We start from the raw sequence: 26,595 nt of genomic DNA on the forward strand, positions 1-26,595 counted from the left end.
TCCCCCTGCGGGAGTTTCGGATTCGACGAAACACTGCACGTGTCGAATCGTCATCCCGACAGAGAACGTTACACGCGCGAGTGACACATCGACGAGTGGTGTCGCACCGTCCGCCGCGTGTGATCGCTCACGCGCGAGCCCCCGGCGCTCGCCCGGAGTGGCGATCAGCCGACCTCCACCGCGCGCGAGTCGTCCGCAGACCACTGCGAGTACGAGCCGGGGAACAGGGTCGCGTCGATGCCGATGCTGGCGAGGGCTGCGATCTCGTGCGCGGCGGTGACACCGGAGCCGCAGTAGACGACGACGTCACGCCGATCGGCGCCCAGCTGCTCGAACCGGGCACGGAGCTCGTCGGCGGACTTGAACGTCCCGTCGGCGGTCACGTTGGCACCGGTCGGCGCGTTGACGGCGCCGGGGATGTGACCGGGGCGCGGGTCGACGGGCTCGCTCTCGCCGCGGTAACGCTCGGGACCGCGGGCGTCGAGCAGCAGCGTGCTGTCGGTGTCGAGCGCGGCCACCTCGTCGATCGTCACGGTCGGCAGATGCCCCTCCGACAGCACCACCGTCCCGACGCGCGGCGTGGCGTTTCCGCTGGAGATCCGCATGCCCGCGGCCTTCCACGCGCCGAGACCGCCGTCGAGGATCAGCACCTCGGCGACGCCGGCCCAACGCAGCAGCCACCACGCGCGCGCCGCAGCCTTGCCCTCCCAGTCGTCGTAGACCACGACGGGTGATTCGAAGCCGACGCCCCAGCGACGTGCGGCCGTCTGGAGGTCGTCGATGCTCGGCAACGGATGCCGACCGGCCTCGGGCGTGGCGGGGGCGGCGAGCTCGGTGTCGAGGTCGACGTAGACGGAACCGGGCAGGTGTCCCTCCTTGTAGTGTTCGAGGCCGTTGGGGTCGCCGAGTTGCCAGCGCACATCGAGCACCACCGGCGGCCGCGACGACAGCATCGCCTCCACCAGATCCTCGACCGTGATGAACACCTGTCCGCTGCGCTCTGCGCCCATGTCTCGCCGATCCCTTCGATTGGGTTCCGTGCCGGGCTCGGTCCGGCTCCTTCATTCGAGGGTAGGACCGATGGCCGGGCTGCCGCGCACGTAGTGCCTTCGTGCGACAATCGGGGCATGTCCGAGCCTTCCGAAGCAGTCGCGGCAGCAGCCTTGCTGCGCGGTCGTTTCCTCGATGCCGGCATGCGTGTGCTGGCCCGTGACGGGTACGGCAGTTTCAAACAGTCGACGGTGTGCGCGGAGACCGGCCTGACGACCGGCGGCTTCTACCATTCCTTTCCCAGTTGGAAAGACTTCGAGATCGCACTGATCGAGCACTGGAAGTCCGATGCGACCGCGAAACTGGTGACCACCCTGCGCACCATCGGCAGCCCGGAGGAACGCGTCACCGCCGTGACCGCGGTCGCTAAGCTCCTGCCGCACCGCACCGAACGGGCGCTGCGCGTCTGGGCCGCCAAGGACCCCGACGTGGCCGCCGCGGTGTCCGATGTGGATCAGACCCGCTTCGACGCGATCGCCGAGTTCGTGGGCGCCCTCGTCGCCGATCCGGACGAGCCGACACGGATCGCCGCGCACTCGATGATGGTGCTCATCGGCTATCAGTGTTCGAACATCGACGCCGCCGACTTCGAGCAGACGCTGGGACGCATCCGCGACGACGCGCTCGCCCTGCCGCGCAGATCCGATCAGACGTCCGAGTAGTCGGCCACCTGCCCGGTCTTCGGCGCGTTCCGCAGCGCCATCAGCATTCGCGGCACCCGGCGCAGCGGGAGCGGTGCCGGCCAGTCCGTGGGCCGCAGCAGCGCTTCGGTGCCGCCGTCGACGGTGATCACCGACCCGGCCATGAAATCCGCGGCGGGCGAGAGCATGGTCATCACCCATTCCGCGAGCTGCTCGGGTGTGCCGTACTCGCGGACGGGCACCGGGTACGAGCGGACCTGCTTTCCCGACGCGCTCGCGAGCTGGTCGCGCAGGAGCTGCGTCAGGACGGGTCCGGGCGCGATCAGGTTGACGCGGATGCCGGACCCGGCCCACTGGCTGGTCACCGCACGTTCCCGCACCCATCGGCTCACTGCGATCTTCGACGCGGCGTACGCGGCCGGTGCCGACAGCGCGCCGCGGCGCTGCACGATCTTGGTGGCGCCCGCGGTATCGCCGTCGACCAGTCTGCGGATGGCGGCACGCGGGACGAACGGGGTCGACGTCGTCGAATTGGACCCGAACACCACCACCTTCGCGTTGCCCGCAGCAGCGAGCTCGGGCTGCAGGGCCAGCATCAGCTCGGTGACACCCAGGACGTTCACTTCGACGGTCAGCCGCTCCTTGCCGCGGTGTGCGCCGACCCCCGCGGCAAACACGGCGCCGTCGAGCCGTCCGTCTGAGACCGAGAGGATCTCGCGGACCGCCGTCGACCGTCCGACACGGGTCGAGAGGTCGGTCACCACGTCGGCGTCGCGTTGATCCACGCCGATCACCGTGTGGCCGTCGCCCCGAAGTCGTTCCGCCACGGCGTGCCCCATGCCCGAGGCCGAACCGGTCACCACATACTTGCCCATGTCTTCTCCCTGAGTAGCCCGAGTCGCCTCCGACTGTAGAACACGTTCTATTTCAGAGCGGTGTCGTCCATCCGGTAGATCCGCTGGGCATTCTTCGCGAACAGCTGCTGGAGCAGGTGGGGGCCGCGTTCGCCGAGGACGTCGAGCAGGGCGCCCACGGTCATGTCGATGGTGGAATTCGGGCGGTCGATCGGCGAATCCGACCCGAATACGACGCGATCGGGCCCGAACCGGTCCACCGCGTGCAGGACCAGTGGGCCGATCATGTCGGCCAGGACCTCGCGGGTACCGATGTTCCCGGAGGTCTCGCGACCGTAGCCGAGATTCGACAGTCCGAGGCCCGAGATCTTGAGGACGACGTTCGGGCGCTGCGCGATCATCGCGATCCGCTCGCGCCACAGACCGAGGATCTCCGCGCGCGCCGCCGCCGTCGTCCCGGTCCGCGCCCCGGTGGGTCCGAACGCACCCGCGGGCATGCCGAGGTGCTCGACGACGATGGTCGTCTCCGGGAATCGGCGCGCGAGCATGTCGAGCTGACCCAACTGGTGCGAGTACGCGAAGGAGACGAAGACCAGGTCGCGCTCGGCGATGGCTTCGAAGCCCTTCAGGAAACCGGTCGACGCCACCGCATCGGGTTCGTCGCACCAATCCGGGATCTCCGGGTCGGGGTGCTGCGCCCACTTGAAGCGGACACCGCGAACCCTGTCCGACAGCTCCAGCTGGCGATCCAGTTGCGCAGCGAACTCCTTGTGCCGCGGGTCCACCACGCTGATCGCTGCGCCGAGGTCGGGCCCGGCCTTTCCGTGCGGCAACCCGAGCACGTATTTCAGTTCGTCGTACGACGAGTCCATCAGGGCTTCAGGCGATTTCAGCGCTCGCCAGTGCGCTTCGATGGCTACGACGCTGCTGACGCCGACACCGGCGACCCGGTACAGCGCGTCGGTGTCGCGCGCATAGGCGGCCGGCTCGTACGCCGAGCGCAGCAGACTGGGATCCAAGCCGAGGCGACCGTCGTCGCCGCTGCCGAACTTCGACGCGACCCACAGGACCGGGGAGGGCACGAAACGCTTCATCGGCAGGTGCGACAACCGTTCGAACCGCGCTAGCGCCCACGACGACCGCGCGGGGTTGAAGTAGTGAACGTGCGCGTCGACGATTCCGGGGAGCAGGCCTTCGAGCGTCGTCACGGTCCCAGCGTGCCACACCCCACAGGCAGCACGGCGCGCAATATCCCAGGCGGTCGGTGTGCGCGACTACAGTGGACCTCGCTCCACCCTTCGACCAGCGCAGACGCGGAAAGTGAGCAGCAGCGTGACTTCGCCCGAGCAGCCGGCACTCACCCGAGCACGAGCCCTGATGGGAGCCGATCCCGACCGTTTCGCGGCCAATGTGTTCGCGCGGATGTTCGCGATGAAGCCGACGCTGCGCGAGTTGTTCCCCGCCGAGCTCAGCGGTCTGCGGCGGTCGTTCGTCGACGTCGTCGACCACGTGCTGACATCGATCGCCGCCCCCGACGGCCACAGTGAACTCATCGAGTTCCTGGCTCAGTTGGGTCGCGACCACCGCAAGTACGGTGTCGTCAGCGAGCACTACTGGCTCATGTACGACGCGCTGATGTCCGAGTTCCAGCAGGCGTTCGGCAGCGGATGGACGGACGACGTCGAGGAGACCGTCGGGCAGGCCATGCTTCTCACGACCGGCGTGATGCGCGGTGCCGCGGAGAGCGCCGCCGAGCCCGCACACTGGGAGGCCCGGGTGGTGCAGAAGTTCTCGATCACCCGCGACCGCGCCGTCATCCGGCTGATCGCCACCGGGCCGACCCCCGTCTACGCGGCCGGACAGTACCTGGAGACGCAGATCCCGCAGTGGCCGCGGACCTGGCGCAATCTGTCGCCCGCGATCCCCTCGAACGAGAACGGCGAGCTGGAGTTCCATGTCCGCGCGATCCCCGGCGGACGGGTCAGTCGGACCATTGTCAGCGACACGCAGGTCGGCGACGTCTGGACCTTCGCGCAACGGCACGGCACCATGCACCTGGATCCCGCGAAGCCGGCGCTGCTGATCGCCGGCGGCACCGGCCTCGCGCCGTTGCGGTCGTTGCTCATCGACTTCGCGCAGTACGCACAGCCCGCCCCCGTCCACCTGTTCTACGGGGCGCAGTACCCGGGTGAGCTGTACGAACTCGGCGTGCTGTCGCAGTTGGCGAGAACCAATCCGTGGTTGACGGTCACCGCCGTCACCGAGCACCCCGACGATCCGTGGTGGCTCCCCGACGCGACCGATCCCCGCCAGTGGGGACTCGAGATGAAGTACGGCAGGGTCGGCGAGGTCGCCGTCGCTTACGGCGATTGGAGCGACCGTCAGGTCCTGATCGCCGGCCCGGCCCCGATGATCTTCCACACCGCCCTGCACCTGCGGGCTGCGGGCGTGGATCCCGAAGCGATTCAGCACGATCCGCTGAATTGACGGCCGGAGCGATAAGGTCACGTCATGTCCGATTCCGCTGATGTCGTCACCTCACTGGCTCGTGGCATCGCGGTCCTGCGTTCACTGAGCGTGACCGACGGCCCCCTCACCCTGGCGGAGGTCGCCACTCGGTGCAACACCACTCGTGCCACGGCGCGCCGACTCCTGCTGACTCTCGAGCACCTCGGTTACGTCGCCAGCGACGGCCCGACGTTCTGGCTTCGACCGCGCGTCATGGAATTGGGCGACGCTTACCTGGCAGGCCTCGGCCTGCCCGACCTGGCACATGCGCATCTGGAGCGACTCGCGGACCGCGTCCACGACACGACGTCGTTGACCGTGCTGGACGACGACGACATCGTCTACGTGGACCGCGTGAAGGCCAGCCGCGTGATGACCGTCAACATCACCGTCGGCACACGTTTTCCGGCGTACATCATGTCGAGCGGGCGAGTCCTCCTCGCCGACCTGCCGGTCCCGGAGCTGTCCCGCCGTGTGGACGCATTCCCCGACGAGGACCTGCGTGAGCATCACAGCACACGTGCCGAGATCCAGTCCGCGATCGATCACGCACGCACCGACGGTTTTGCGATCACCGACAAGGAACTCGATCCGGCGCTGCGGTCCATCGCGGCACCGGTCCGAGACTCCAGCGGCCGGGCCGTCGCGGCGGTCAACGTCGCAACGTCGGCGACGCGGACCAGCGTCGACCAGCTCCGCATGGAGATCCTTCCAGAACTGCTCACGACCACCGCCGCGATCAGCGCCGCCCTGGCAGGGACCGCCACACCGGCCTAGAGATCGAGGACCAGTCGTGAGCTCTGGCACCTGCCGACGCACACCATCATGGTCTTCCCGGCCTCGCGTTCCTTCTCACTGAGAATCGTGTCATGGTGCTCCGGAACTCCGGCGAGCACCTGGGTCTCACACGTGCCGCAGAAACCGTCCTCGCACGAAGTCATGATGTCGCAGTGCGGCTCGATGACCTCGAGAAGTCCCTGGTCCTCCGCGACGGTGAGCACGACTCCCGACTTCGCAAGCTCCACCTCGAACGACGCGCCGCTCGCGGCCTCCGCCGCCGCCTCCCCGTCGGACTCGAACTTCTCCAGCCGGAGTCGGTCGGACTTCCCAGCCTCCGAACACGCCTTCTCCAACGCGGCCAGCATCTCCGCCGGTCCGCACGCGTAGATCAGCGTGTCGTCACCGGCGTCGGCGACCAGCGCAGCCAGGTCGGGCCGACCGGTCTCGGAAGTCACTGCCACCCTGACGTGCGGACCCGTAGCGAGCCGGTCACGGAACGCCATCGCGTCGAGGGTGCGGCCCACGTAGACGAGTTCGTAGGGCGACTTCTCGCGTTCGGCGCGGATCACCATGGCCAGCATCGGCGTGATCCCGATACCTCCCGCGATGAACAGGTAACGCGGGGACGGGTCGAGTGCGAAGTGGTTACGCGGACCGCGGATCTGAACCCGTTTCCCGACGAGCGCGGTCTCGTGGATCTCCTCGGAACCGCCTCGTCCGTTCGGCTCGCGGAGGACCGCGATCCGGTAGAAACTCCGATCGCCGGGCGGACTGCACAGGCTGTACTGGCGGATCAGACCCGACGGCAGCATCAGGTCCAGATGCGCACCGGGTTCATACGCCGGCAGGAGTCCTCGATCGGGCACCACCTCGATGGAGACGACGTTGTCGGCCTCCAGCTTCACTTGACGGACCGTGACCTCGAAGAAGTCCTGCTGCTCACCGGTCATCGGACCGCCTCCGATCGGGGCTGCACGTCCTCCGTGCGGGCGCCGCCGCGGAGCACGTCCACCAGCGCCGCGAGAAGGCCGGGACCGCGGACCTCCACCAGCATGTCGGCGTCACTGCGCAACCGCCGCATCGCGGACGCCCCCTCCGGCGTCTCCCACTTGCTGGACGCCACGAGCACCGCGGTGATCATCGCTCCGTTGCCCTCGGCCGCAGCGGCGACGTCGCCGATCAACCGCTCGTCGATCTCGGACAGATCCGATCCGACGAGGACCACCATGTCGGCGGCCTGGACCACGTTCACCACCGACGCGCTCTCGGCCGCTTCCCAGGCATGCGGGCCGACCGGAACGGTCAGGGTCTCCGAGTCCGTTCGTCGGAGAATGCGGATGCCGTCGATCCCCATCGCGATGATGTCGTCGGTCATCTGTCCACCGGTCGTCCCCAACGGCACCACGAGGACGCGAGCCTCGTACGAGCGCCGGAGCGGATTCAGTTGCTGTGTCATCGGTCTTCTCCTTCTGAGCTGTGTGTCGTCGGCCCGCCGTCGTGGCACGGACGCCACGGGTCGACGACGATGTGCGGACTGTGCGGACCGCGTCCGGTGTTCATGGCGTTCAAGGTGGCTTCGACGTCCTCGAGCGCAACCGGATGGGTCGGAACCGATTCGAGTCCGGTGCGGCCTTCGCCCAACAGCTCGATCGCACGACGCACTGCCTGCGGCGCCCGCCCGCGGACGCCTTTGACCGTCAACAGCTTTCGAACGATCAACGTCGGATCCAGCGGAACGTCGCCCCCGCTGAGTCCCGCGATCACCAGGACCCCGAACCTCTTCAGGAGCGCGGTGGCCGTCGCCATCGTCTGGGGCGAGCCGACGGTGTCGACGACGGTGTCGACCTCGCCGTAGCGGGCGAGCATCCGGTCCACCAGTCCGTCGTCGCTGGTCTCGATCGACGCCCCCATCCCTTCGGCGAATCCGAGCCGCGCGGCTCCGGACTCGCTGTCTGGACCCACGACGACCACTGTGCTCGCACCACCGGCCAGTGCGGCCGCCGCACACGACAGTCCGTGATACCCGGGCCCGATCACCGCCACTGTCGCCCCGGGTCCGACTCCGCCGGCGAACAGCGTCCAGTCGACGGCGTTCGCCAACGGCAGGGTCCAGGCGGCGAGGTCGACGCTCAGCCCTTCCGGCAACCGATGCAGGACGTGGTGCAGTCCGATCTCGAGGTACTCGGCGTTGCCGCCGTGGAGTCCCGATCCACGGTCGGCCGGAATCATTCCGACGCGTTCGCCGCCCGTCCACAGGTCGACCGTGGCGCAGAACCGATAGTCACCCGCCCGACACTCTTCGCAGTGTCCGCACGCCACGTATTCTTCAACGACGACGCGGGTTCCCACCGCGACGCCGACGGCCGCTTCGACCTCGGGGGTCAGCTGTTCGACGCGGCCGATGGTGTGATGACCGAGGACGGCAGGCCGCCGCAGCCCGCGGGCATGCAGCATGACGTCCGTGCCGCAGACCGCCGACGACTCGACCCTGATGCGGCTGCTCGCCTCATCGAGTCGTCGTTCCTCGACGTGCGTGTGGCCCGCGCCATCACTCACGGCGGCCCGCACTCGGAGGTCACTCATCGCTTCAGGAACTTCCGGTTGCGACGCACCACACGAGCCTCGGACTGTGCTTTGGCCTTCTCGACCTCTTCCTTCAACTGCGCCCAGATGTCGTACACGATCTCGCCGTACTCGGGCTTCTGCCGCAGCTCCAGAACGTCGCGGGGACGTTCGAAGGGCACGTCGATGAAGGCCTTGGCCCGGCCCGGTTGAGCGCTCATCACCATGATCCGATCGCTCATGGTCACCGCCTCGTCCACCGAGTGGGTGATGAAGACGACCGTCTTCCGGGTCTCCTCCCACAGGCGGAGCAACTCCGCCTGTAGCAGGGTCTTGTTCTGCTCGTCAAGCGCCGAGAAGGGCTCGTCCATCAGCAGGATCTCGGGATCGTTCGCGAAGGCGCGGGCAATCGACACGCGCTGGCGCATGCCGCCGGACAACTGGTGCGGGTAGGCGTCGGCGAACGGCGTCAGCCCGGTCGCATCGAGGTAGTGGCCCACGGTGTCCTTGATCGCGGCCTTCGGCACGCCGCGGGTGGTCAGGCCATACGCCGCGTTGTCCCAGACGCTCATCCACGGGAAGATCGAGTCCCCCTGGAAGACCATCGAGTTCTCGGGTCGTCCCTGCTGGTCCTGCACGATGCCGATCGAACCGGATGTAGGAGCCTCGAGGCCGGCGAGCATCCGGAGCAGCGTCGTCTTGCCACATCCGGAGGGTCCGACGATCACCAGGAACTGGCCCTTGGGAACGTCGAGGTCGAAGTCCTCCAGCGCGGTCACGACGTGTCCGCCGGGAACGGTGAAGCGCTTGTTCAGGCCTCTGATGGAGATCTTGGTTTCGGTCGTTGTCGTCGTCATGTCCGTATCCGTCCCTGAGTGCTTGTGGTCTCGTGTCGTTCGATCCGTGGTGGTGCGGTCCACTCGGGGGTCACTTCTTCGCCCACGGGGTGAGGCGCCGACCGATCCAGCCGACGAAGATCGCGAAGACGAGTCCGACGATCGCGAAGATCAGCAGGTACGCGTACATCTGATCGATGATGAACAGCTGGTAGGAGTTCCACACCATGAATCCCCAGCCGTTGCCGAGGCCGCCGAGCATCTCGACGATCGCCAGCATGATGAGTGCCATGCCCGCGCCCAGTTCGAGTCCGGTGATGATGTTCGGGGTGGCTCCGGGCAGCGCGACGGTTCGGAAGACGCGCAGCTTGCGGGCACCGAAGTTCTCGGCGACGTCGTAATACACGGTCGAGACGTTCGCGACACCCGTGTACGTGTTGATCAGCACGGGAAAGAATGCGCCGACGGCGACGAAGTACCAAGCAGTGTCCTCGCCGAGCCCGAAGAAGAGCAGGAACAGCGGCAGGACGGCCGACTTCGGCACCGCGTAGAGCGCGGACGAGATCGGTCGGATGGCCGCGTTGATGATCTTCGACAGACCCATCACGATCCCGAGGACGACTCCGGGAACCGCTCCGATGAGGAAGCCCGCGATGAGCCGGCCGATGCTGTGCTTGGACTGAGTCCACAGGTCGCCGTTGGATGCTTGATCGCCGAGCGCACGAAAGATCCGGGTGGGCGCGGGGAAGAAGCGTTCGTCGAGAACGCCCAGTCGGGAGAGCAGTTCCCAACCGATGAACAGGACGATCGGGGTGATGATGGAGACGACGAGGAGTTGGTTCTTGGACCAGACTCGCCGAGGTTTGACCTGAAGGGTCTGGACTGCCGGACGGTCCATGAGTGCGGTGGTCATGTCATTTTCCTTCGGTGGCGAGCTTGGCTGACGTATCCAGGAAGTTGCGGTTGATCAGGGATTCGAACTGGATCTTCTTCTTGCCCTTGTACATCCGGTGTTTCACGAAGAACTCGTAGTCGCGTTGCAGGCTGTCGACCGAGAGCATTGCGTCCGGGTCGACGTAGCTGGGTACGGTCGCGCGGACGGCCTCGGGTTTCGCATCGATGTTCCGCGCGATGATGTCGACGACCTGCTGGTTCCCGGGGCCGTTCCACGTCCCGCCCCGAACGGCGGCTGCGTAGTCCTTCGCCGCATGCGTGTACGCGTTCATGAAGCACTGTGCGGCGGCGCTGCGCTCCTTCGAGAATGTTCCGCCGTACAGCAGCACCGCGAGCTGCTGTCCGTTGTAGACCGTCGTCGAGTCCGCGAGCTTCACCGCGGCACCGGTGGACAGCGCTCGGCTGGCGGCCGGCTCCGTCGTCAGCGCCGCGTCCACCGATCCGTTCTGGAGCGCCGCGATGTGGTCGGGGAATCCGAGGAAGGTGTGCTTCACGTCGCTGTAGTCGAGGCCGACCGACTGCAGCAGCGCCTGTGCGGTGGACGCGGTGGCGGTCCCCGGCGCCGGCTCGGCGAGGGATCGACCCTTGAGGTCCGCGACCGACCTGATCTGTCCGGAGTCGTAGAGCTTCTTGCTCACGAGCAGGGGCATGTAGTCGTAGTCGGTGACGAGTTTGCCCTTGTCTGCGACGATCTCGATGTCGATGCCACGCGCGATGCCGTTGTAGAAGCCCGCGCTCGGTGCGCCCGCACCCACCGCGAGATGCCCTGCCGCAAGATACGGGATCATCTCACCGGCGGATTTGAACGATCGGAATGTGACGCTGAGGCCCTGCTCGGCGAAGTATCCCTTGTCGTTTGCGATGTACAACAGGGCGTCGGACAGGCTGTGCACGGTACCGACCTCCACGTTGACGTCCTTGCACGACGTCGCGCCGTCCTTCGGGCCGCCGCACGCGGTCAGCAGTGATGCGCTGACGGCCACCGCCGCGGCGATCGCCGCGATGCGCGAGCGTTTGTGGTGTCTGCTCATTGCTTCCTCGAATCCAGGTCGTCAGATCGAGTGGAAGAGTTCGCCCGGAGTGACCGAGAGGACATCCTTGGCGCCCTCTTGGAAGGGCACATCCTTCGGCAGCAGGATCGACGTCGACCGCACGCTGGTGTGCGCGGGATTCAGACCCGGGAGGTCGTCCCCATCGGCATCGTCCAGAGCAGCGAGGAGGCGACGACGCGCCAAGATGATGGCGGCGTCGGAGGTACCGAGTCGCTCCTTGGTTCGGTCGCAGATCTCGCCCATGGACTCCTGCAGGGAGAAGTCCTGCGCGGCGATGCCCGCGACTCCGGAGAAGGACTCCTTCCGGCGCTGCGCACCGCGATCGATCAAGTAGTCGTTGGCCTTGTCGGCGATCGGGTCGAAGGTGCCCGGCTTGTACTTGACGTGAATGCCGTCGCCGGCGTTGAGGGCGTCGATCTCGCGCTCGCCGAAGTCCTGAGTCGGGTGGTAGTTCCAGCTCCATGCCCAGCAGGTCTCATCGTCGATCGGTACCCAGGCGTGGCCGCCCATCGGGTTGTGGGTGCCGAACGGCGGGATGATCGTGTACCAGGGCATCATCCACTGGGTGATGCGCCAGTAATAGTTGTCCTCGTCGGCGTTCCGGCGGGCCCCGATCAGCAGGCCGCCGTCGGACTCGGCGACCTCGAACTTCGGTCGCGTGTCGGCCTTGATGTATTCATTGCCCTCGGTGCCCGCGTGGAGCGGGTCGTCATCGAGGTTGAAGCGGTGCGCGAAGGAGACATGGCTCGAGTCGATGCCGCCCTCCATGGCCTGGAGGTAATTGGTGAACTGGCGCCGCTTGGAGATGAACCGCTTCTCCGGGTTCAGGCCCATCCATTCGAGGTTCGGCAGGGCGGGCTCGCGGTCGCGATCCCCCATGTAAGCCCAGATCAGACCGCCGGCCTCCTCGACGCGGTAAGCGCGCTGCTTGATCTTCTGGCGAAACTTGCTGCCCTCCGGCTCGGACGGCATGTCGACACAGTTTCCGTCGACGTCGTACTTCCAACCGTGGTACGCGCAGCGCAGTCCGCACTCCTCGTTGCGGCCGAAGAAGAGCGACGCGGTGCGGTGACTGCAGAACTCGTCGAGCAGACCGAGGCGTCCGTTCGAGTCCCGGAAGGCGATCAGGTTCTCGCCGAGGAGCGTGACACGGACCGGGTCGCAGTCCGGCTTCGGGAGCTCGGAGGCGAGGAGCGCCGGAATCCAATAGCGGCGGAACAGCTCCCCCATCGGGGTTCCGGGACCGGTCTTGGTGAGTAGATCATTCTGTTCACGAGTGAGCATGGAGGTTCCTTTCGGTGGTGCGCCGAGGCGCGATGGAGTCGCGGCGAGGGCCTGCCGCGCGAGCACGGGTTCGGATGAGTCCGACGAGAGCTGCGATGAGAAATGATCCGAGCGGGAGCAGCCAGGCGAGACCGAACCGCGCTCCGTGGTTGAGGACGAAACCGAACACGAGCGGGCCTGTCGCGAAGCCGATGTACATGCCGGTGACGAGTGATCCTGTCGCCGCACTGAGGCGGTCGCCCGGGACACTGCGAACCAGAGCGACCATCGTCACCGCGTTCGATGCCAGCGCCGCCACGCCGAAGACTGCTGCACCGACCCACACCAGCCAGCCGCCGGCGGCCTGCGCCGCCATGACGAAGCCCACTCCGAGCGCCGCCCCACCGCCGAGGACGAACAGTGTCAGACGCCGGAGCCCTCCCCTCCCGGAGTCCCGAGCGGCGACTATCCGGCTGGCGACACCGACCGTTCCGACCACTGCGGCCGTGAGCCCGGCGACAGTCACCGAGAACCCCAGTTCGCGGTGAGCGAAGAGCGGCAGGTAGGCGTTGGTCGTCATGAGACCGAACGACATGAAGAAGGTGAAGACCGTGAGGGTCGCGACCGAGACGTGCTCACCGTCACGGGCGGCGGGATCGGCGGTCTTCGACGGCGTACGGTTCGGCACCAGGATCGCCGTGACACCCGCAAGGAGCGCGATCATCGCACCCGATGCCGCGGCCCAACGCCAGCCGGCGGCGACTGCGACGGCCGGCGCCACGAGTCCGGCGACCAACTGCGCGAGCTGGACTCCCGACTGCTTCCACCCGATCAGCGCGCCTCGACGGCGGGCAGGCGCTGTCGCCGCGACCCGATTGGTCGCCGGATTCGACAACGACTGTGCGATGCCACTGACTACCGCGGCGACGATCACGATCAGGTAGTTCTGCGCGACGGCCAGAAGCACCGAACCGACGCCTGCACCGAACGCGATGCCCAGCATCACCCGGCGCGCCGACAGTCGATTGCTCGGCCCGCCGAGGCAGTACGCGCCGACCGCCGCCGAGGCGAAGGTGATCGTCGAGATCGCGCCGTACTGGACGTCGCTGAGTCCGAGCTCGTCGATGACGAGGGGCGAGACCGCGGTGAGCGTGTACAGCATCAGTGGACCGACGCCCATGCACAGCGCGAGTGCGGCCCACACGACGATGGCGTCGCGTCGCCGCAGCTCGGATCGCTCAGCAGTCATCAGATTCCATTCCACTATGCGTACACATGTACGTAATTGATTGGATAGAGGTAAACACATGTTGCGCATCACGTCAACACCCCGAAGTGGTCTGCATCGCTCCAGACTGCGTGGAGCGCCCGGATACGCTGGAGGAATGCAGGAACGCCGGACGGACGATCGGGATCTCGTCCAGTCACTCATCCGCGGGGTCGAGGTGATCCGAATCTTCGATGGAGACCACTCCGCCCTCACACTCGACGAGGCTTCGACCCTCTCGGGGCACAGCCGGTCGGCGACACGTCGACTCCTGCGCACATTGATGCACGAGAATCTCGTCGAGTTCGACGGCCGTCTGTTCCGCCTGACCTCGCACGTTCTCGAACTCGGCTATGTCCAGCAGTCGCGTCTGCCCATCGCTGAAATCGTCGCCCCGCACTGTTCGGCACTCGCCGCGCGCATTCGGCACACGGTCTCGGTGGCACAACTCGACGGTGACGAGGTGGTGTACATCGCGCGAGCGAACGCACCACGCATCATGGCGATCGCGGTCGGCGTCGGCACCCGGCTCCCCGCACACCTGCCCGCGATCGGTCGTGCCCTGCTCGCGTGGCGGAGCGACGACGAATTGGCCGCCTACGCGAGGTCGGCGACCTTCCTGGAGAATCCCGTCGCAACACTGGGCGACGGCGACGCGCTGCTCGCTTCACTGGCCGCGACGCGAGAGAAGGGGTGGGCGTCCGCTTTCGGCGATCTGGACGTCGGGCTCACAGCCATCGCCGCGCCGATCCGCGATCGATCAGGCACCATCGTCGCAGCAGTCAACATCGCCACGCACGTGGACGATCTCGCCGACGAGTCGGTCCTGACCGATCTCGTCCCCGACCTCCTCGAGGTCGCCGGCGCGATCGGTGGAGATCTGCACGCCCGGCACCGGGCTTGAACCCGGCGCAGGCACTGGCCGATCGATTCCCGGTGGAGATCTCTTTCGTTCGGAGTCGACTGTGTTCGGGCGGTGACGGGCGACGGAACACCTGAGTGCGGTCGTGGCCGGCCTAGGCCGTCTGCGGCTGTCCGACGGCAATTTCGGCTGTCGCAATTTCGCCGCACGACGGGCAGCGACTCAGATCACCCGAAAAACACTGTGCTCCAGCGAAACACGCCCTAACCCAGCGTCTCCTGCGCGATGCGGAACGCAGTGTTGGCATCGGGGACGCCGCAGTACACGGCCGACTGGAGTATCACCTCGGTGATCTCCTCCCGCGACAGTCCGTTGCGGAGTGCCGCGCGCAGATGCATCGCAAGCTCTTCGTGGTGGCCGCACGCAATCAGCGCGGTCAGCGTGATCATCGACCGACTGCGGCGGTCCAGGCCGGGGCGAGTCCAGATCGACCCCCAGGCGTACTGCGTGATGAGGTCTTGGAACTCTTCGGTGAGCGGCGTCGTACGCGCGATCGACCGGTCGACGTGCTCGTCGCCCAGGACCTCGCGACGCACCGCCATGCCGGCCGCATGCACCTCGCGGCGCGTGGCCTCACCAAGGATCTGCGGGTCGATGTCGGTCACTACTTCTCCTTATATATAGGGGCTGCATTCCGCTCGAGGAACGCCGTCGCCTCGGCGAGCGCCCGATCGACGATGAAGTCGGTCAGACCTAGGTAGTCGCCGTCGCTCGGCTCGGTGCCGACGAAGGACGCGATGGAGGTGCGTTCGGCGGTCAGATCCGACCATGCCGATCGCGCCTGGCGGGCCATGGCGACGTCGTCGACGCGAAGCCCGGACAGCAACTGACTGGTGTGCACGCCGGCCACGACCGTACGCCGCGCCAAGTCCGCGAGCATCGGCCACTCGACGTGCCAGGCGCCGTCCGGCCGTTCATCGACGGCCAACGCCGCTGCCGCGTGCAGCGTCTGCCCGAGCGGAGGGTTGGCGATGGCTGCCCGCCGGATCAGCACGGCACGCGTCGGATTCTGTTTGTGCGGCATGGTCGACGAGCCGCCTGGCGTTGCGTCGCTGACGATGCGGCTGCCCGATCGAGACATGGCGGTGACGTCCGCGGCGATCACGCCCCACGCATCCGTCGCAGAGACGAGAGCGTCACCAATCGCGGTGATCGGCGACCGCATCGTGTGCCAGGGCAGCACCTCGTCCAAGCCGAGCGCGGCGGCGGCGGATCCGACCGCCTCGCGAGCGGTGGTCGCGGAGCCGGTCAGCTCGACAGCGGCCGACAGGGTTCCCGCCGCGCCGCCGATCTGCACGGGGAAACCGAGCGCCGCCGTCCGCTCCGCGGATGCGACGACCCCGGTGAGCCAGTTCGCCGCCTTCAGTCCGAAGGTGATCGGGACAGCGTGCTGCGTCAGAGTTCGACCGGGCATCAGCGCCCCCCGGTACCGGTCCGCGAGATCGACCAGCGTCGACACCTGGTCCCGCAGCTCCGGCAGGAGTCGGTGCACGGCGGCGCGTGCGCACAGGATCAGTGCCGTGTCGACGACGTCCTGGCTGGTGAGGCCTCGATGCACCCACCCGTTCGACGACCGCTCGCGGAGCAGCGTGACCACCGGTTGTGCCGGGTTGCCGCCGGGCTCGCTGTCGCGGGCGATGTCCGCTAGGTCGATCTCGTCGACGAGGCCGCGCAGGTCGGTGCCACGATCGGGCGCGACGCCGACCTCCACGAGCGCGTCGAGCCAGGCCTGCTCGACGGCCACCATCGCCTCGAGGTAGTGGCGGTCGCCGAAGAGGCCGTCGGCGTGGACCATTCCGGGCCACAGGAGGTCGGTCATCGCGTCGTCACATCCCGGGGTAGCGCAGGAACACCGTCTCGTCGTCGCCCTGCAGGTGGACGTCGAAACGGAACCCTTGGCCGTCGGCTTCTGCCAGTAGCGTAGGCCGACGATCGGCGGGAACGGAGTTCCACAGCGCGTCGCCGGTCATGTCGTTGCCGGGAAGGTACGCGCGGGTGAACAGCCGGTCGAGCAGGCCGCGGGCGAAGACGGTGACCGCGAAGAACGGCGGTCTGCCTTCTTCGGTGACGCCGGGGGTGACGGTGGAGAAGGTGTATCGGCCGTCGCGGCCGGTGGAGGCCCGACCGAATCCGGAGAACGTCCAGCCGTCGCGGCGGAGGGATCCCGTGCTCTGCGACACCGTGCCCGCGGCGTCCGCCTGCCAGATCTCGATCATGGCGTCTGGCACCGGCACACCGTCGCCGTCGTAGACGACACCGTGGAAGAGGATCGAGCCGACCGAACCGGCCGGCACGAGGTCCCGGTCGCCGTCGTACAGCATGCCCGGGTGGAAGAACGGGCCGATGGTCTGCCCCGGGGTCGGGGGGAGCAACTCGCTCACTGGTGGTCTCCTTCGGTCTCGAACATCGTGCGGTCGCTGCCGGTGAGGACGATGTCGAAGCGGTACCCGGTGGCCCACTCGTGGCTGGTGACCGAGTGGTCGTACTGGGCGACGAGTCGATCGCGCGCCCGCTGGGAGGTGAGCGACTGATAGATCGGGTCGAGGGGGATCAAGGGGTCGCCCGGGAAGTACATCTGGGTGATCAGTCGCTGCGTGAACTGCGTTCCGAACAGAGAGAAATGAATGTGCGCCGGGCGCCACGCGTTCTGGTGGTTGCGCCACGGGTAGGGCCCGGGCTTGATGGTCGTGAACGCGTAGTTGCCGTCGTCATCGGTCAACGCCCGACCGGCACCGGTGAAGTTGGGGTCGATCGCGGCCGGGTGCTGGTCACGCTTGTGCGTGTAGCGTCCGCCTGCGTTGGCCTGCCAGATCTCGACGAGTTGACCGCGGACCGGCCGCCCTTGCCCGTCGACGACACGGCCGGTCACGATGGTCCGCTCCCCGATGGGCTCGCTGGCGTGCCCGATCGTCAGGTCGGATTCGAGGGGGTCCACATCCCAGTCACCGAAGCACGGCGCCCACAGTTCCACCGTCTCCGGGTCCGCATGGTGCAGTTCCTTGGTGGGGTGCCGCAGTCGGCTGGACCGGTACGGCGGGTAGTCCACGCGCACCGCGGTCTCTTCGACGCCGCTCTGCGCGGCGCTCGCGGCGATGGCCGCGATCTCGGCGTCGATCACGCCCTGTGTGTCTTGAATCCCGTTCATGAAGCAATCGTGATCCACCAGACCCAACGGCTCCGAGAATCTTCCGGTGAGTGGAAGAATTGGGATTGTGAGCGCTCAAGCCGACGGCGACAGACCGGCAAAACCAGGAATGGTGGCCCGCGTGGCGGCCGTGCTGCGCAGCTTCGACGAGCACCATCGACAGTTGCCGCTGACCGCCATCTCCCGCCGGGCCGGACTGCCGTTGTCCACAACCCACCGAGTGATCGCAGACCTGGTCAACGAGGGACTCCTGGAACACGCCGGCTCGGAGTACGTGGTCGGCCGAACAGTGTGGGAGGTCGGCTTGCTCGCCCCCGTCGAGGCGACCCTACGCAAGAAGGCGTCGCCGTTCCTGCACGACCTGTACGCCGCGACACCGTCGACCATCCATCTGGCGGTCCGCGACGGGACCCAGGTCCTGTATCTGGAGAGGCTCCGCGGGCAGACCTCGGTGGAGATCGTGAGCGACGTCGGATCCACTCTGCCCCTGCACGCGACCGGGGTCGGCAAAGTACTGCTGGCGCACGCACCCGGAGACATCCAGCAGCAGGTCCTGGCGAATCTGACTCCGGTGACGCCCTACACGATCACCGACGCCCGCGCGCTCGACCGCGAACTCCGACAGATCCGGCGCGACGACTGGGCGCGGACCAACGACGAGATGACCATCGGCGCCAGCTCCGTCGCCGTGCCGATCCGGCGCGGCGGCGAGGTGGTCGCCGCAGTCGGCGCAGTGCTCGACAGCCAGTCCGGCGACCACGGGCGAGCCCTCGCCGCCCTGCAGGTCGCGGCGCGGGCGATCGGGAGAAGACTCTAGGGCGCAGCGCCCCCAGGCGACGCACGACAACCGAACACATCGCAGCCGAGCCACCTCACCCCGCAGTGACGGGACTCTCACGGAGTCTTGACGTGTGCGACGACTCACTGTAAAACAGAGAAATGTTCTTCACAGAGGAAAAGTCCAGTGAAGCGTGAACGAGCTCAACACGTCTTCAGACGCCTACTCGGGCTGACTTCGATCGCCCTTGCATCCATCACCGCAGTCAGCGCCTGCGCACTGCCCAGCTCCGTCGATGACGGGAAACTGACTATCGGACTGGTCACCAGCCAGACCGGTCCTGCCAGTCAGCTCGGAATCGGCGAGCTCCAGGGAGCGCGGCTCGCCATCGACGAGATCAACAAGAACGGCGGCGTCAACGGCAAGGCCGTAGAGCTCATCACCGCCGACGACCAGTCCAATCCCTCCCAGACCGTGCTTCAGGTTCGCAAAATGCTCGGACGAGTCGACGGCATCGTCGGACCGTCGACTTCCGGCCCCTGCAAGGCGATCCAAGAACTCGTCGCCACGGCGAAGATCGTCGACTACTGCCTGTCCCCTGGCGTCCGCCCCAAGTCGGACGGCTGGCAATGGTCTGCGAGCGTATCCACCGAAGATCTCGCGGTGGCACTCGTCGAGTACTGGAAAGCACAGGGAATCACCAAGATCGGCCTATTGAGTTCGACAGATTCCTCCGGCTCCGATGGAGCGAAAGCAGTCAAGGCGGCCATCGCCGGCGAACCCGGAATGGTCCTGACAGCGGCGAGCACCTTCATCCCGGATGCGGTCTCAGTGACCGCACAGCTCGGTCAGATCGCCCGAACCGCGCCACAGGGTCTGGTCGTCTGGGCCACCGGCGCCGGTGCCGGCGTCGCTTTCCAGGGACTCCGGTTGGTGGGCCTCCACGTCCCCGTGGCCACCACCGACGGCAATCTGACGCACGCGTTCGTCGACCGCATCAAGGCCTTTCTTCCCGATCCCCTGCTGATTCCGGCGACACGCGACTTCTGGGCTCCCGAAGCCCTCCCGAGTGACGAGGTCCGCACCATCGAAGAGACCTATCACGGCGACTACCAGGCCGCCTTCAACGAGCTCCCCGATTTCGGCCCCGGCGTCGCCTACGACGGCGTCCGGCTCCTCGTCGAGGCCCTTCGCCGAGCGAACGGAGATTCGGAGAAGGCCCGCACGGAACTCGAGGGCATCAAGGACTTCCCCGGTGTCGTCGGCAACTACCAGTTCAGCCCCGGCGACCGGCGTGGCCTCACCAGGAAGGACGTCGGTGTCGTGAAGGTGACGACGGACGGATTCGAATTCGTGGGAGGACAGCAATGAGCGGAACGCTTCAAACTCTCCTCGGCGGCCTCGCCGACGGATGTGTGTACGCACTCATCGCACTCGGCATGTCGATCGTCTACTCGATCAGCCGCATCATCAACCTGGCTCAGGGCGGGTTCGTCGTCCTCGCGGCCCTGACCGCGGTCTCCCTTCAGACGAACCTGGGAATCAGTTCGTTGGCAGTCGTCCCGATCGTGGTCGTCATCTTCGCTGCGGGAATGATCGTCGTCGATTACGCCATCGTCCGACCCGCCGCGAAACGCGCGACGCCCGAACGACTCCTCCTCGTGACAGTCGGAATGCTGCAGGCCGTCGGCGGCATTCTCCTCGTCGGCTGGGGCAACCTGCCGTACACGATGCCCGCGTTCACCGCGTCTGCTCCGCTCAACTGGGGCGGCGTCAAGATTCCCACCCAGTACTTCTGGTTGGCAGGTGCGCTGATCCTCGCGATCGTCGGATTGTGGCTCCTGTTGCACCGGACTGAGATCGGTCTCGCGATGCGCGCCACCGCCTCCAATCCGGCCGCCGCCCGTCTGCAGGGAATCCACGTCGACCGCATGCGTCTGATTGCCTTCGCACTCGCCGGCGCGATGGCCGCACTCGCTGGAAGCACCATCATTCCCATCACCTTCCTCCAGTTCACAACCGTGACCCCCTACGCCGTCGCCGGCTTCATCGCAGCGGTGGCCGGTGGCCTCGGCAGCAATGTCGGTGCGGTGGCAGGCGGCCTTCTGCTCGGCCTCCTGCAGGGTGTCTTCGGCCAGTACTGGACCGCCGATATCGCACAACTGGCCGCCATCGGCCTCCTCGTCGCGGTCCTCCTGGTTCGACCGCAAGGAATCTTCGGAACGCCGGAAAGGGTTCGCCGATGACCACCGCAACCAGCCCATCGACCGCGACGAACGCGCCTCGGCCGGCTCCGCAGACACGCCTTCTGACTCGCGGTGCACTTCCACTCGCCGCCCTTGTCGTCGCGATTCTCATTCCGTTCGTCGTGCCCTCGCAGATGAGCCTTCTGGTCACCGTCGGCATCTTCTATCTCGCGAGCATCGGCCTGACTCCGCTGATCGGACAGGCGGGCCAGGTGTCGCTGGGGCAGACCCTCTTCATGGCGATCGGCGGCTACGGCGCCGCCGTGCTCACGATGAAACTCCACGTCCCGACCGCCGTCGCCGCGGTCCTTCTAGCGGTGTTGTCCGGCATCGTCGCCCTCGTTTTCGGTGCGGGATTCCTTCGGCTTCGCGGTTACTACTTCGCACTCGCCACTCTCGGTCTGGCTGTCGCCACGGCATCGTTGAGCACGGCGTGGACCTCTGTGACAGGCGGACCGTCCGGCACCGCGGGGATTCCGAGTCTCCAGTTCGGATCTGTCGTCGTGTTCTCCGACACCGCGAACTACTACCTGTTGCTCGCCTTGGGACTCGCTGCAGCGTGGATCACCAGCAACTTGCGCAACTCGCAGACCGGCCGAGCCCTCGCCGCTGTCGGGAACGATTCGATCGCTGCTGGCATGCTGGGCATCCAAGCCTCGCACTACAAGGCCAAGGCATTCGCAGTCTCCGCGGTCACTGCCTCCCTGGCGGGGTCCCTGTACGCGTTCTACCTACGGTACTTCTCGCCCGAAATGGTCAATGTGACGATCGCTTTCAGCATCGTGATCATGGTGGCGATCGGTGGATCGCGGAGCGCCGTGGGACCGCTCATCGGCGCCCTGCTGATCCAAGGACTCCCTCAGGTCGGACAGACCTTCAGCAACTGGATGCCGCTCGTCGCCGGCGTGGTCCTGATCATCGTCATGACGTACTTTCCGAGCGGCCTCTGGGGTGCCATCCTCTCGGGCATCGCGTCGGTGAAGCATCGCCTGACGCCTCGAACAACCGCCCCCGACGTCTCACCGAACGGATCGGAGACCCACCGATGACCGCCCTCCTCTCAGTTCGCGACATGTCCCGAAGTTTCGGCGGCGTGGCTGCCGTTCAATCCGTCGATCTAGACGTCGACGCCGGCACGATCCGCGCAGTCATCGGCCCCAACGGCGCAGGCAAGACCACCCTCCTCGACCTCGTGACCGGATTCACCAAGCCGGACTCGGGCTCCGTGGAGTTCAAGGGTGATCAACTCGTCGGCCTGTCGCCGCGCGAACTGCCTTCCCGCGGCCTGATGCGGACCTTTCAATCCGCTCGACTGGTTCCGAGCCTGACTGTTCGGGAGAACGTGATGCTCGGGGCGTACCGCTTCACGCGGGCCCGCTTCGGCTCGGATGCGTTCCGGCTCGCCCGGTCACGACGCGAGGAGAAGGAGTTGACTGTTCGCGCAGACGAACTGATCGATTTCCTCGACATGCGACACTTCGCCGACACTCTCGCACCGGCCCTCCCAGCGGGCGCTCAGCGACTGGTCGAGGTCGCCCGCGGCCTCGCCGGCGCACCGGATCTGCTGCTTCTCGACGAGCCCGCAGCCGGGCTGGACGACAGTGAGACGCGTGAGCTCGCCGATGTGCTGCGGGCAGTGCGCACCGGTGGGATCTCCATGGTTCTGATCGAGCACAACATGGCACTGGTTCTCGCGGTCAGCGATCGGATCACCGTCATGGATGCGGGGCGAGTCATCGCCGAGGGCGTACCGAAGGACGTGCGCGGAGACCCCGCCGTCCGCAAGGCCTACCTGGGAGTGGATCAATGATCGAATGCAAGAATCTCTGTGCACGATACGGACGTGTCGGCGTCCTCCGCGACATCGACCTGACCGTCGAGCCCGGCAAGGCGGTCGCGCTACTCGGCGCCAACGGTGCAGGCAAATCGACGCTTCTTCACGCCATCTCGGGCGTTCATCGTGCAGTCAGCGGCACCATCACGTGTGACGACCAGGACCTCGGCAAGCTCGACGCTGCCGACCGAACCCGTCGCGGAATCAGTCTGGTTCCCGCGGGCAGGCAGGTCTTCGCGGAGCTGACCGTGATGCAGAACCTCATTCTGGGGATGCACGGCACCGGGATTCGCGGAGCCGACCGCACGGAACGCATCGACGACGCCTTCGCCCTGTTCCCGATCCTGGAGGAATTCGCACAGCGCGAGGCCGGTCTCCTGTCCGGAGGCCAGCAGCAAATGCTCGCTGTCGCACGCGCGCTCGTCCGCCGCCCCGCCTATCTGCTCCTCGATGAGCCGTCACTCGGACTGGCGCCCCAGATCGTCGCGCAGATCCTGTCGGTCCTGAGCACATTGACCGCGCGGGGCATGGGCGTCCTGCTCGCCGAGCAGAACGCCACCGCAGCACTCGGCGTCGCGCATTACGGCGTCATCCTGGAGAACGGATCCGTCGTCCGGCAGGACACCGCGGAAACCCTCGTCAATGACCCCGATGTCAGCAATCACTACCTGGGTTCATCGACATCGGAACTCGTCGACGACGTTGTGCACGCGCAGCTTCCCCGACGGATCTTCGAGGAGATCGACGCCGTGGGCTGACCGCCCGAAGGACCCGCCGTCATCGAAGCCGTACTCAGCCGAGTGCGGCTTCGACCTCTTCCACGGACTCGCGCAGCAACGCCGCGAGTTCCTTCCGCCGCTTCGCATTCATACGGTTCACCGGGACGGAGATGTTGATCGCGGCCGGCGTCGATGCACCCGCCACTGGCGCGGCGACCGAGCAGACACCGTCCTCGCTCTCCTCGTCGCTGTACGCATAACCGCGTCGACGAACGGCCGCGAGTTCGTTCAGCAGCTCGGAACGAGTCGCCACCGACGCCGGCGTCAGCTGTTCCAGTTCCTCGGTCGGGTAGAGCGCAATCACCTGGTCATCAGTCAGCAACGAGAGCATCGCCTTGCCCGTCGACGTGCAATGGGCAGGCATGGAACGGCCGGAACGGGACGCAACTCTGACCGCTTTACTGCTCTCGATCGATACGAGGAAGTGCACCGTCGCGCGGTCGAGAGTGCCGAGATGCACCGTTTCGTCAGATCGCTGATTCAAGCGTTCGAGTGCAGGACGCGCCTGATCTCGAATGTCCAACCGCCGAAGCAATGCCAGCGCGATCGTGTCGAGCGAAGGTCCCGCCTCATAGGCGCGCGTCGTCGGATTCTGTTTGACGAAACCCCGATACTGCAACATCGCCAACGCCCGATGAGCAGTCGACGACGCCACGCCCAGATACTGGCTAGCATCCGTCAGACGAAGAGATTTTCGTGAACTGAGCAGCCACAGTAGACGCAGAGCATTGTCGACCGACTCGATCGGATACTGCGGCGGGTCGGTGTGCTCTGGCGCAGGAGCGAACTTTGCGGCGTCGGCAGTCACATTCCCACCCTAGTGTCGTGTGTCGATTATTCCTAAGCGGCATTCCACTTTCGAAACACGCGAACTGGGCATGATCATGCGACTGACCGACGCCGTCACGGTCCACCGAAATGTCGTGTGACCAACGAGGACTCCGCCCCGAGACGGGGCCTCGTCTTCGTCGCGGAGTCAGCTGCCGAGGCGAGCGACCTCGTGTTGCCAAGCCACTCCGGTGTTGAACCCGGACCCGAGGTCCGGAAGCTCAGCCATGTCTGCGGCCGACAAGTCCGCGAGGACGCCGCCTGCCGCACGGATCTGCAGCGAGAGACGTGCGATGCCGTCAACGCTGACCGCCTGCAGGACCGCCTGTTGCACCGTGGTCGCGGCGCTGGTCAGCCCGTGGCCGCGCAGCAGGACCACGGGGCGTGATTGCATCGCGTCGACCATCTCATCGGCGAGCGAACGGTTCCGAATCAGCACGCCACGCGGGTAGACGGGCACTCCGCCGGCCGCGAGTTTCGCTCCCGGGATGTCGAACGCCCCGACGATCGGGCGAATCGGGATACCCGCGAGATCGGCTGCGACGACCTGAGCCGGATGGGCGTGAACAACGGCCGCGACATCGGGGCGACTCCGAAGTACAGCGACATGCAACGGCAGTTCGTTGGGGACCTGGTAGCCGTTCAATGCCCCGTCGGCCGCCTCGCTCCCGTCGAAATGCACGAGCCGGATGTCGTCGGGCTCCGTCCAGGCCAGGCCCCGCTCGCGCGGACCACGACACCGAACCAACAGGGTGTCCTCACTCATCCGAAGACTGATGTGTCCCAGGATCCCGTCAGCGAGGCCGCGCCCGGCGAGCACCCGGCAGGCGGTGGCGATCAGGTCGCGTTCTGCATCCATGGCCGACATCAGTTCTCCCCCGCATCGGCTGCGACGGCGGGCTGAAGGCGACGGACCGCCGCTGCCACGTCGAGACCCCCGGCTACGCCCCTGCGGGCCGTGATCAATGCCTTCGGCCAGTTCGCTATCGCCGCGCCGATCAACTCCCCGCTGTCGTCGCCGTAGAGCACCGCGAATCGCCCGTCGTCGGGATCCCCGAGCGTTCGAACCTCGGCGGCGCCCTCATGGTGTCCGACCACTTGGATCTTCCAGTCGTATTGGTCGGTCCACACGTACTCGACTGCCGAATAGGCCTGGGTGCTGTCCGGTTGAACGATGTTCCGCGCCACGCATCGAGCCTGGTCGACCGCGTTGGTCCAGTGCTCGGCGCGCACCAGTTCGCCCGACGAGCACGAGCGCCAGCGCGCCACATCACCCGCGGCGTACACGTGTTCGTGTCCGTGGGCGCGGAGGAACTCATCACAGACGACTCCGTCGTCGAGAGTCAGACCGGACGACCCCAGCCATCCCGTGTTCGGCGAGGCACCGATGCCCACGACCACGGTCGCGGCCGAGAGCTGTGTTCCGTCGGTCAATCGCACCACCAGGCCACGGTCTGTCTCCACGATCTCGTCCACTCCGGAGCCGAAGTGCAACTGAACCCCGCGGTCCGCATGCAAGGTCGAGAACGCGTGAGCCACAGATTCGGTGAACGCGCGGCCCATCGGGGCCATCGCCATGTCGACGAGATGCACCTCGAGCCCGAGGCCCCGCGCGGTCGCCGCCACTTCGGCGCCGACGAAACCGCTGCCGATGACGACGACGGGTCCACCCCTGTCGAGGTCTGCCCGCAGTCCGCGCGCGTCCGAGAGCGTGCGAACCACATGGATGCGCGCCGACGGCGCCCACGGCCCTCGACGTGCGTCAGCGCCGGTCGCGATGACCAGATCGTCGTAGGCGAGCGGCGTCCCATCGGCCATGTCTACCGAGCGATTCTGCAGGTCGACTCCGGTGACCTCGACGCCGAGCAGCAATTCCAGGTTCGTCTCAGCTATCTCGTCGTCGGTGATCAGCCTGATCGAGTCCGCATCGGATGCTCCGGACAGCAGAGCCTTCGACAGGGGAGGTTTGTCGTACGGGAGTTCGTCTTCGCGATCGACGATCACGATCCGGTCCGTGTATCCCTCCGATCGGAGAGCCTGTGCTGTGCGGACGCCGGCGACGGAGGCGCCGACGATGACGACGGTCACCCGTCCACGACCTTCAGCGCGGAGACGGGGCAACTGCGTGCGGCTTCCTCGACGCGCGCTCGATCGTTCTCCGGCACTTCGATCTTCAGCAGCACGACTTTGCCGTCGTCGTCGATGTCGAAGACGTCGTCGGCTGCGACGACGCAGTTTGCATAGCCTTGGCAGGCATTGAGGTCGGCGATGATCTTGGCCATGGCACGTTCCTTCT

At 66.6% G+C, this 26,595-nt stretch carries 29 protein-coding genes and 1 pseudogene; 11 read left to right on the forward strand and 19 right to left on the reverse strand.

Annotated elements, in window-relative coordinates; all coding sequences use genetic code 11:
- Nucleotides 1–164: 164 nt before the first annotated feature.
- Nucleotides 165–1,010 (reverse strand): sulfurtransferase, encoded by an 846-nt coding sequence (locus ACH46_RS18450; RefSeq protein ID WP_062394215.1) that lies wholly within the window; start codon nt 1,008–1,010, stop codon nt 165–167.
- Between the two features lie 117 nt (nt 1,011–1,127).
- Between ACH46_RS18450 and ACH46_RS18455 the strand changes: the two genes are divergently transcribed.
- On the forward strand, nt 1,128–1,712 hold the full coding sequence (locus ACH46_RS18455; protein ID WP_062394216.1) for a TetR/AcrR family transcriptional regulator: 585 nt from the start codon (nt 1,128–1,130) through the stop codon (nt 1,710–1,712).
- Here the strand turns inward: ACH46_RS18455 and ACH46_RS18460 are convergent.
- On the reverse strand, nt 1,697–2,566 hold the full coding sequence (locus ACH46_RS18460; protein WP_062394217.1) for an SDR family oxidoreductase: 870 nt from the start codon (nt 2,564–2,566) through the stop codon (nt 1,697–1,699). The two genes, ACH46_RS18455 and ACH46_RS18460, sit on opposite strands and share 16 nt — an antisense overlap.
- Nucleotides 2,567–2,613: 47 nt before the next feature.
- Complete coding sequence (locus ACH46_RS18465) at nt 2,614–3,753, reverse strand: amidohydrolase family protein (RefSeq protein WP_062395631.1); 1,140 nt, start codon at nt 3,751–3,753, stop codon at nt 2,614–2,616.
- Nucleotides 3,754–3,877: 124 nt separating this feature from the next.
- Here ACH46_RS18465 and ACH46_RS18470 point away from each other — a divergent pair, with 124 nt between their 5' ends.
- Entirely contained in the window at nt 3,878–5,032 is a 1,155-nt protein-coding gene (locus tag ACH46_RS18470; protein WP_226995677.1) for an FAD-binding oxidoreductase, read from the forward strand.
- 24 nt (nt 5,033–5,056) lie between these two features.
- The gene (locus tag ACH46_RS18475) at nt 5,057–5,830 is read left to right on the forward strand and encodes an IclR family transcriptional regulator domain-containing protein (RefSeq protein ID WP_062394219.1); all 774 of its coding nucleotides are present in this window, start codon (nt 5,057–5,059) and stop codon (nt 5,828–5,830) included.
- Here ACH46_RS18475 and ACH46_RS18480 read toward each other — a convergent pair.
- The 8 genes from ACH46_RS18480 to ACH46_RS18515 form a co-directional block, all read right to left on the reverse strand.
- Complete coding sequence (locus tag ACH46_RS18480; protein WP_062394220.1) at nt 5,827–6,783, reverse strand: PDR/VanB family oxidoreductase; 957 nt, start codon at nt 6,781–6,783, stop codon at nt 5,827–5,829. The genes ACH46_RS18475 and ACH46_RS18480 overlap by 4 nt on opposite strands.
- Complete coding sequence (locus tag ACH46_RS18485; RefSeq protein ID WP_062394221.1) at nt 6,780–7,289, reverse strand: hypothetical protein; 510 nt, start codon at nt 7,287–7,289, stop codon at nt 6,780–6,782. Before ACH46_RS18485 ends, ACH46_RS18480 begins: the two co-directional genes overlap by 4 nt.
- Complete coding sequence (locus tag ACH46_RS18490) at nt 7,286–8,389, reverse strand: zinc-dependent alcohol dehydrogenase (protein ID WP_226995678.1); 1,104 nt, start codon at nt 8,387–8,389, stop codon at nt 7,286–7,288. Before ACH46_RS18490 ends, ACH46_RS18485 begins: the two co-directional genes overlap by 4 nt.
- Nucleotides 8,390–8,412: 23 nt before the next feature.
- A complete protein-coding gene (locus ACH46_RS18495; RefSeq protein ID WP_062394223.1) occupies nt 8,413–9,252 on the reverse strand; it encodes an ABC transporter ATP-binding protein in 840 nt (279 codons plus the stop codon).
- Nucleotides 9,253–9,322: 70 nt separating this feature from the next.
- Complete coding sequence (locus ACH46_RS18500; RefSeq protein WP_062394224.1) at nt 9,323–10,144, reverse strand: ABC transporter permease; 822 nt, start codon at nt 10,142–10,144, stop codon at nt 9,323–9,325.
- Nucleotide 10,145: 1 nt separating this feature from the next.
- Nucleotides 10,146–11,216 carry an ABC transporter substrate-binding protein gene (locus ACH46_RS18505; RefSeq protein WP_062394225.1) on the reverse strand — a complete coding sequence of 357 codons (1,071 nt, stop codon included), beginning with the start codon at nt 11,214–11,216 and terminating at the stop codon, nt 10,146–10,148.
- Nucleotides 11,217–11,237: 21 nt separating this feature from the next.
- Nucleotides 11,238–12,521: a Rieske 2Fe-2S domain-containing protein gene (locus tag ACH46_RS18510; RefSeq protein ID WP_062394226.1), complete on the reverse strand. Its 1,284-nt coding sequence runs from the start codon at nt 12,519–12,521 to the stop codon at nt 11,238–11,240.
- Nucleotides 12,508–13,749 (reverse strand): MFS transporter, encoded by a 1,242-nt coding sequence (locus ACH46_RS18515; RefSeq protein ID WP_062394227.1) that lies wholly within the window; start codon nt 13,747–13,749, stop codon nt 12,508–12,510. The genes ACH46_RS18510 and ACH46_RS18515 overlap by 14 nt, the downstream gene beginning before the upstream one ends.
- A gap of 136 nt (nt 13,750–13,885) precedes the next feature.
- Here ACH46_RS18515 and ACH46_RS18520 point away from each other — a divergent pair, with 136 nt between their 5' ends.
- Entirely contained in the window at nt 13,886–14,671 is a 786-nt protein-coding gene (locus tag ACH46_RS18520; RefSeq protein WP_062394228.1) for an IclR family transcriptional regulator domain-containing protein, read from the forward strand.
- A 221-nt stretch (nt 14,672–14,892) separates the two neighbouring features.
- Here ACH46_RS18520 and pcaC read toward each other — a convergent pair whose 3' ends face one another.
- From pcaC to pcaH, 4 genes are all read right to left on the reverse strand, one after another.
- Nucleotides 14,893–15,231 (reverse strand): 4-carboxymuconolactone decarboxylase, encoded by a 339-nt coding sequence (gene pcaC, locus ACH46_RS18525; RefSeq protein WP_062395632.1) that lies wholly within the window; start codon nt 15,229–15,231, stop codon nt 14,893–14,895.
- 62 nt (nt 15,232–15,293) lie between these two features.
- Nucleotides 15,294–16,508 (reverse strand): lyase family protein, encoded by a 1,215-nt coding sequence (locus ACH46_RS18530; protein ID WP_062394229.1) that lies wholly within the window; start codon nt 16,506–16,508, stop codon nt 15,294–15,296.
- A 7-nt stretch (nt 16,509–16,515) separates the two neighbouring features.
- Nucleotides 16,516–17,070, reverse strand: coding sequence for a protocatechuate 3,4-dioxygenase subunit alpha (gene pcaG, locus ACH46_RS18535; RefSeq protein WP_082399820.1), 555 nt, complete (start codon nt 17,068–17,070; stop codon nt 16,516–16,518).
- The gene (gene pcaH / locus ACH46_RS18540; RefSeq protein ID WP_062394230.1) at nt 17,067–17,834 is read right to left on the reverse strand and encodes a protocatechuate 3,4-dioxygenase subunit beta; all 768 of its coding nucleotides are present in this window, start codon (nt 17,832–17,834) and stop codon (nt 17,067–17,069) included. The genes pcaG and pcaH overlap by 4 nt, the downstream gene beginning before the upstream one ends.
- A 67-nt stretch (nt 17,835–17,901) precedes the next feature.
- On the opposite strand from pcaH, the gene ACH46_RS18545 reads away from it, so the two are divergent.
- The 7 genes and pseudogenes from ACH46_RS18545 to ACH46_RS18570 all read left to right on the forward strand — a co-directional run bounded on the left by ACH46_RS18545 (nt 17,902) and on the right by ACH46_RS18570 (nt 23,450).
- Nucleotides 17,902–18,651 (forward strand): IclR family transcriptional regulator, encoded by a 750-nt coding sequence (locus ACH46_RS18545; RefSeq protein WP_335334154.1) that lies wholly within the window; start codon nt 17,902–17,904, stop codon nt 18,649–18,651.
- Nucleotides 18,652–18,798: 147 nt separating this feature from the next.
- Entirely contained in the window at nt 18,799–19,983 is a 1,185-nt protein-coding gene (locus ACH46_RS18550; protein WP_062394232.1) for an ABC transporter substrate-binding protein, read from the forward strand.
- Entirely contained in the window at nt 19,980–20,858 is an 879-nt protein-coding gene (locus ACH46_RS18555) for a branched-chain amino acid ABC transporter permease (RefSeq protein WP_062394233.1), read from the forward strand. The genes ACH46_RS18550 and ACH46_RS18555 overlap by 4 nt, the downstream gene beginning before the upstream one ends.
- 134 nt (nt 20,859–20,992) lie before the next feature.
- Nucleotides 20,993–21,907, forward strand: a complete 915-nt coding sequence (locus ACH46_RS18560; protein WP_157851094.1) for a branched-chain amino acid ABC transporter permease — start codon at nt 20,993–20,995, stop codon at nt 21,905–21,907.
- 68 nt (nt 21,908–21,975) lie between these two features.
- A pseudogene (locus ACH46_RS22000) lies at nt 21,976–22,383 on the forward strand (ATP-binding cassette domain-containing protein); the annotation flags it as partial.
- A gap of 192 nt (nt 22,384–22,575) precedes the next feature.
- The gene (locus ACH46_RS22005) at nt 22,576–22,668 is read left to right on the forward strand and encodes an ABC transporter ATP-binding protein C-terminal domain-containing protein (RefSeq protein ID WP_417935307.1); all 93 of its coding nucleotides are present in this window, start codon (nt 22,576–22,578) and stop codon (nt 22,666–22,668) included.
- Nucleotides 22,665–23,450 (forward strand): ABC transporter ATP-binding protein, encoded by a 786-nt coding sequence (locus tag ACH46_RS18570; protein WP_062394236.1) that lies wholly within the window; start codon nt 22,665–22,667, stop codon nt 23,448–23,450. The genes ACH46_RS22005 and ACH46_RS18570 overlap by 4 nt, the downstream gene beginning before the upstream one ends.
- A 34-nt stretch (nt 23,451–23,484) precedes the next feature.
- Here ACH46_RS18570 and ACH46_RS18575 read toward each other — a convergent pair whose 3' ends face one another.
- From ACH46_RS18575 to ACH46_RS18590, 4 genes are all read right to left on the reverse strand, one after another.
- The gene (locus ACH46_RS18575; protein ID WP_062394237.1) at nt 23,485–24,279 is read right to left on the reverse strand and encodes an IclR family transcriptional regulator; all 795 of its coding nucleotides are present in this window, start codon (nt 24,277–24,279) and stop codon (nt 23,485–23,487) included.
- A gap of 168 nt (nt 24,280–24,447) precedes the next feature.
- Nucleotides 24,448–25,167 carry a 3,4-dihydroxyphthalate decarboxylase gene (phtC, locus tag ACH46_RS18580; protein WP_062394238.1) on the reverse strand — a complete coding sequence of 240 codons (720 nt, stop codon included), beginning with the start codon at nt 25,165–25,167 and terminating at the stop codon, nt 24,448–24,450.
- Nucleotides 25,167–26,387 (reverse strand): NAD(P)/FAD-dependent oxidoreductase, encoded by a 1,221-nt coding sequence (locus ACH46_RS18585; RefSeq protein ID WP_062394239.1) that lies wholly within the window; start codon nt 26,385–26,387, stop codon nt 25,167–25,169. Before ACH46_RS18585 ends, phtC begins: the two co-directional genes overlap by 1 nt.
- Nucleotides 26,384–26,581: a ferredoxin gene (locus ACH46_RS18590; protein WP_062394240.1), complete on the reverse strand. Its 198-nt coding sequence runs from the start codon at nt 26,579–26,581 to the stop codon at nt 26,384–26,386. The genes ACH46_RS18585 and ACH46_RS18590 overlap by 4 nt, the downstream gene beginning before the upstream one ends.
- Nucleotides 26,582–26,595: the final 14 nt, after the last annotated feature.

This window comes from Gordonia phthalatica (assembly GCF_001305675.1).
In the GTDB taxonomy this organism is placed as follows: domain Bacteria; phylum Actinomycetota; class Actinomycetes; order Mycobacteriales; family Mycobacteriaceae; genus Gordonia; species Gordonia phthalatica.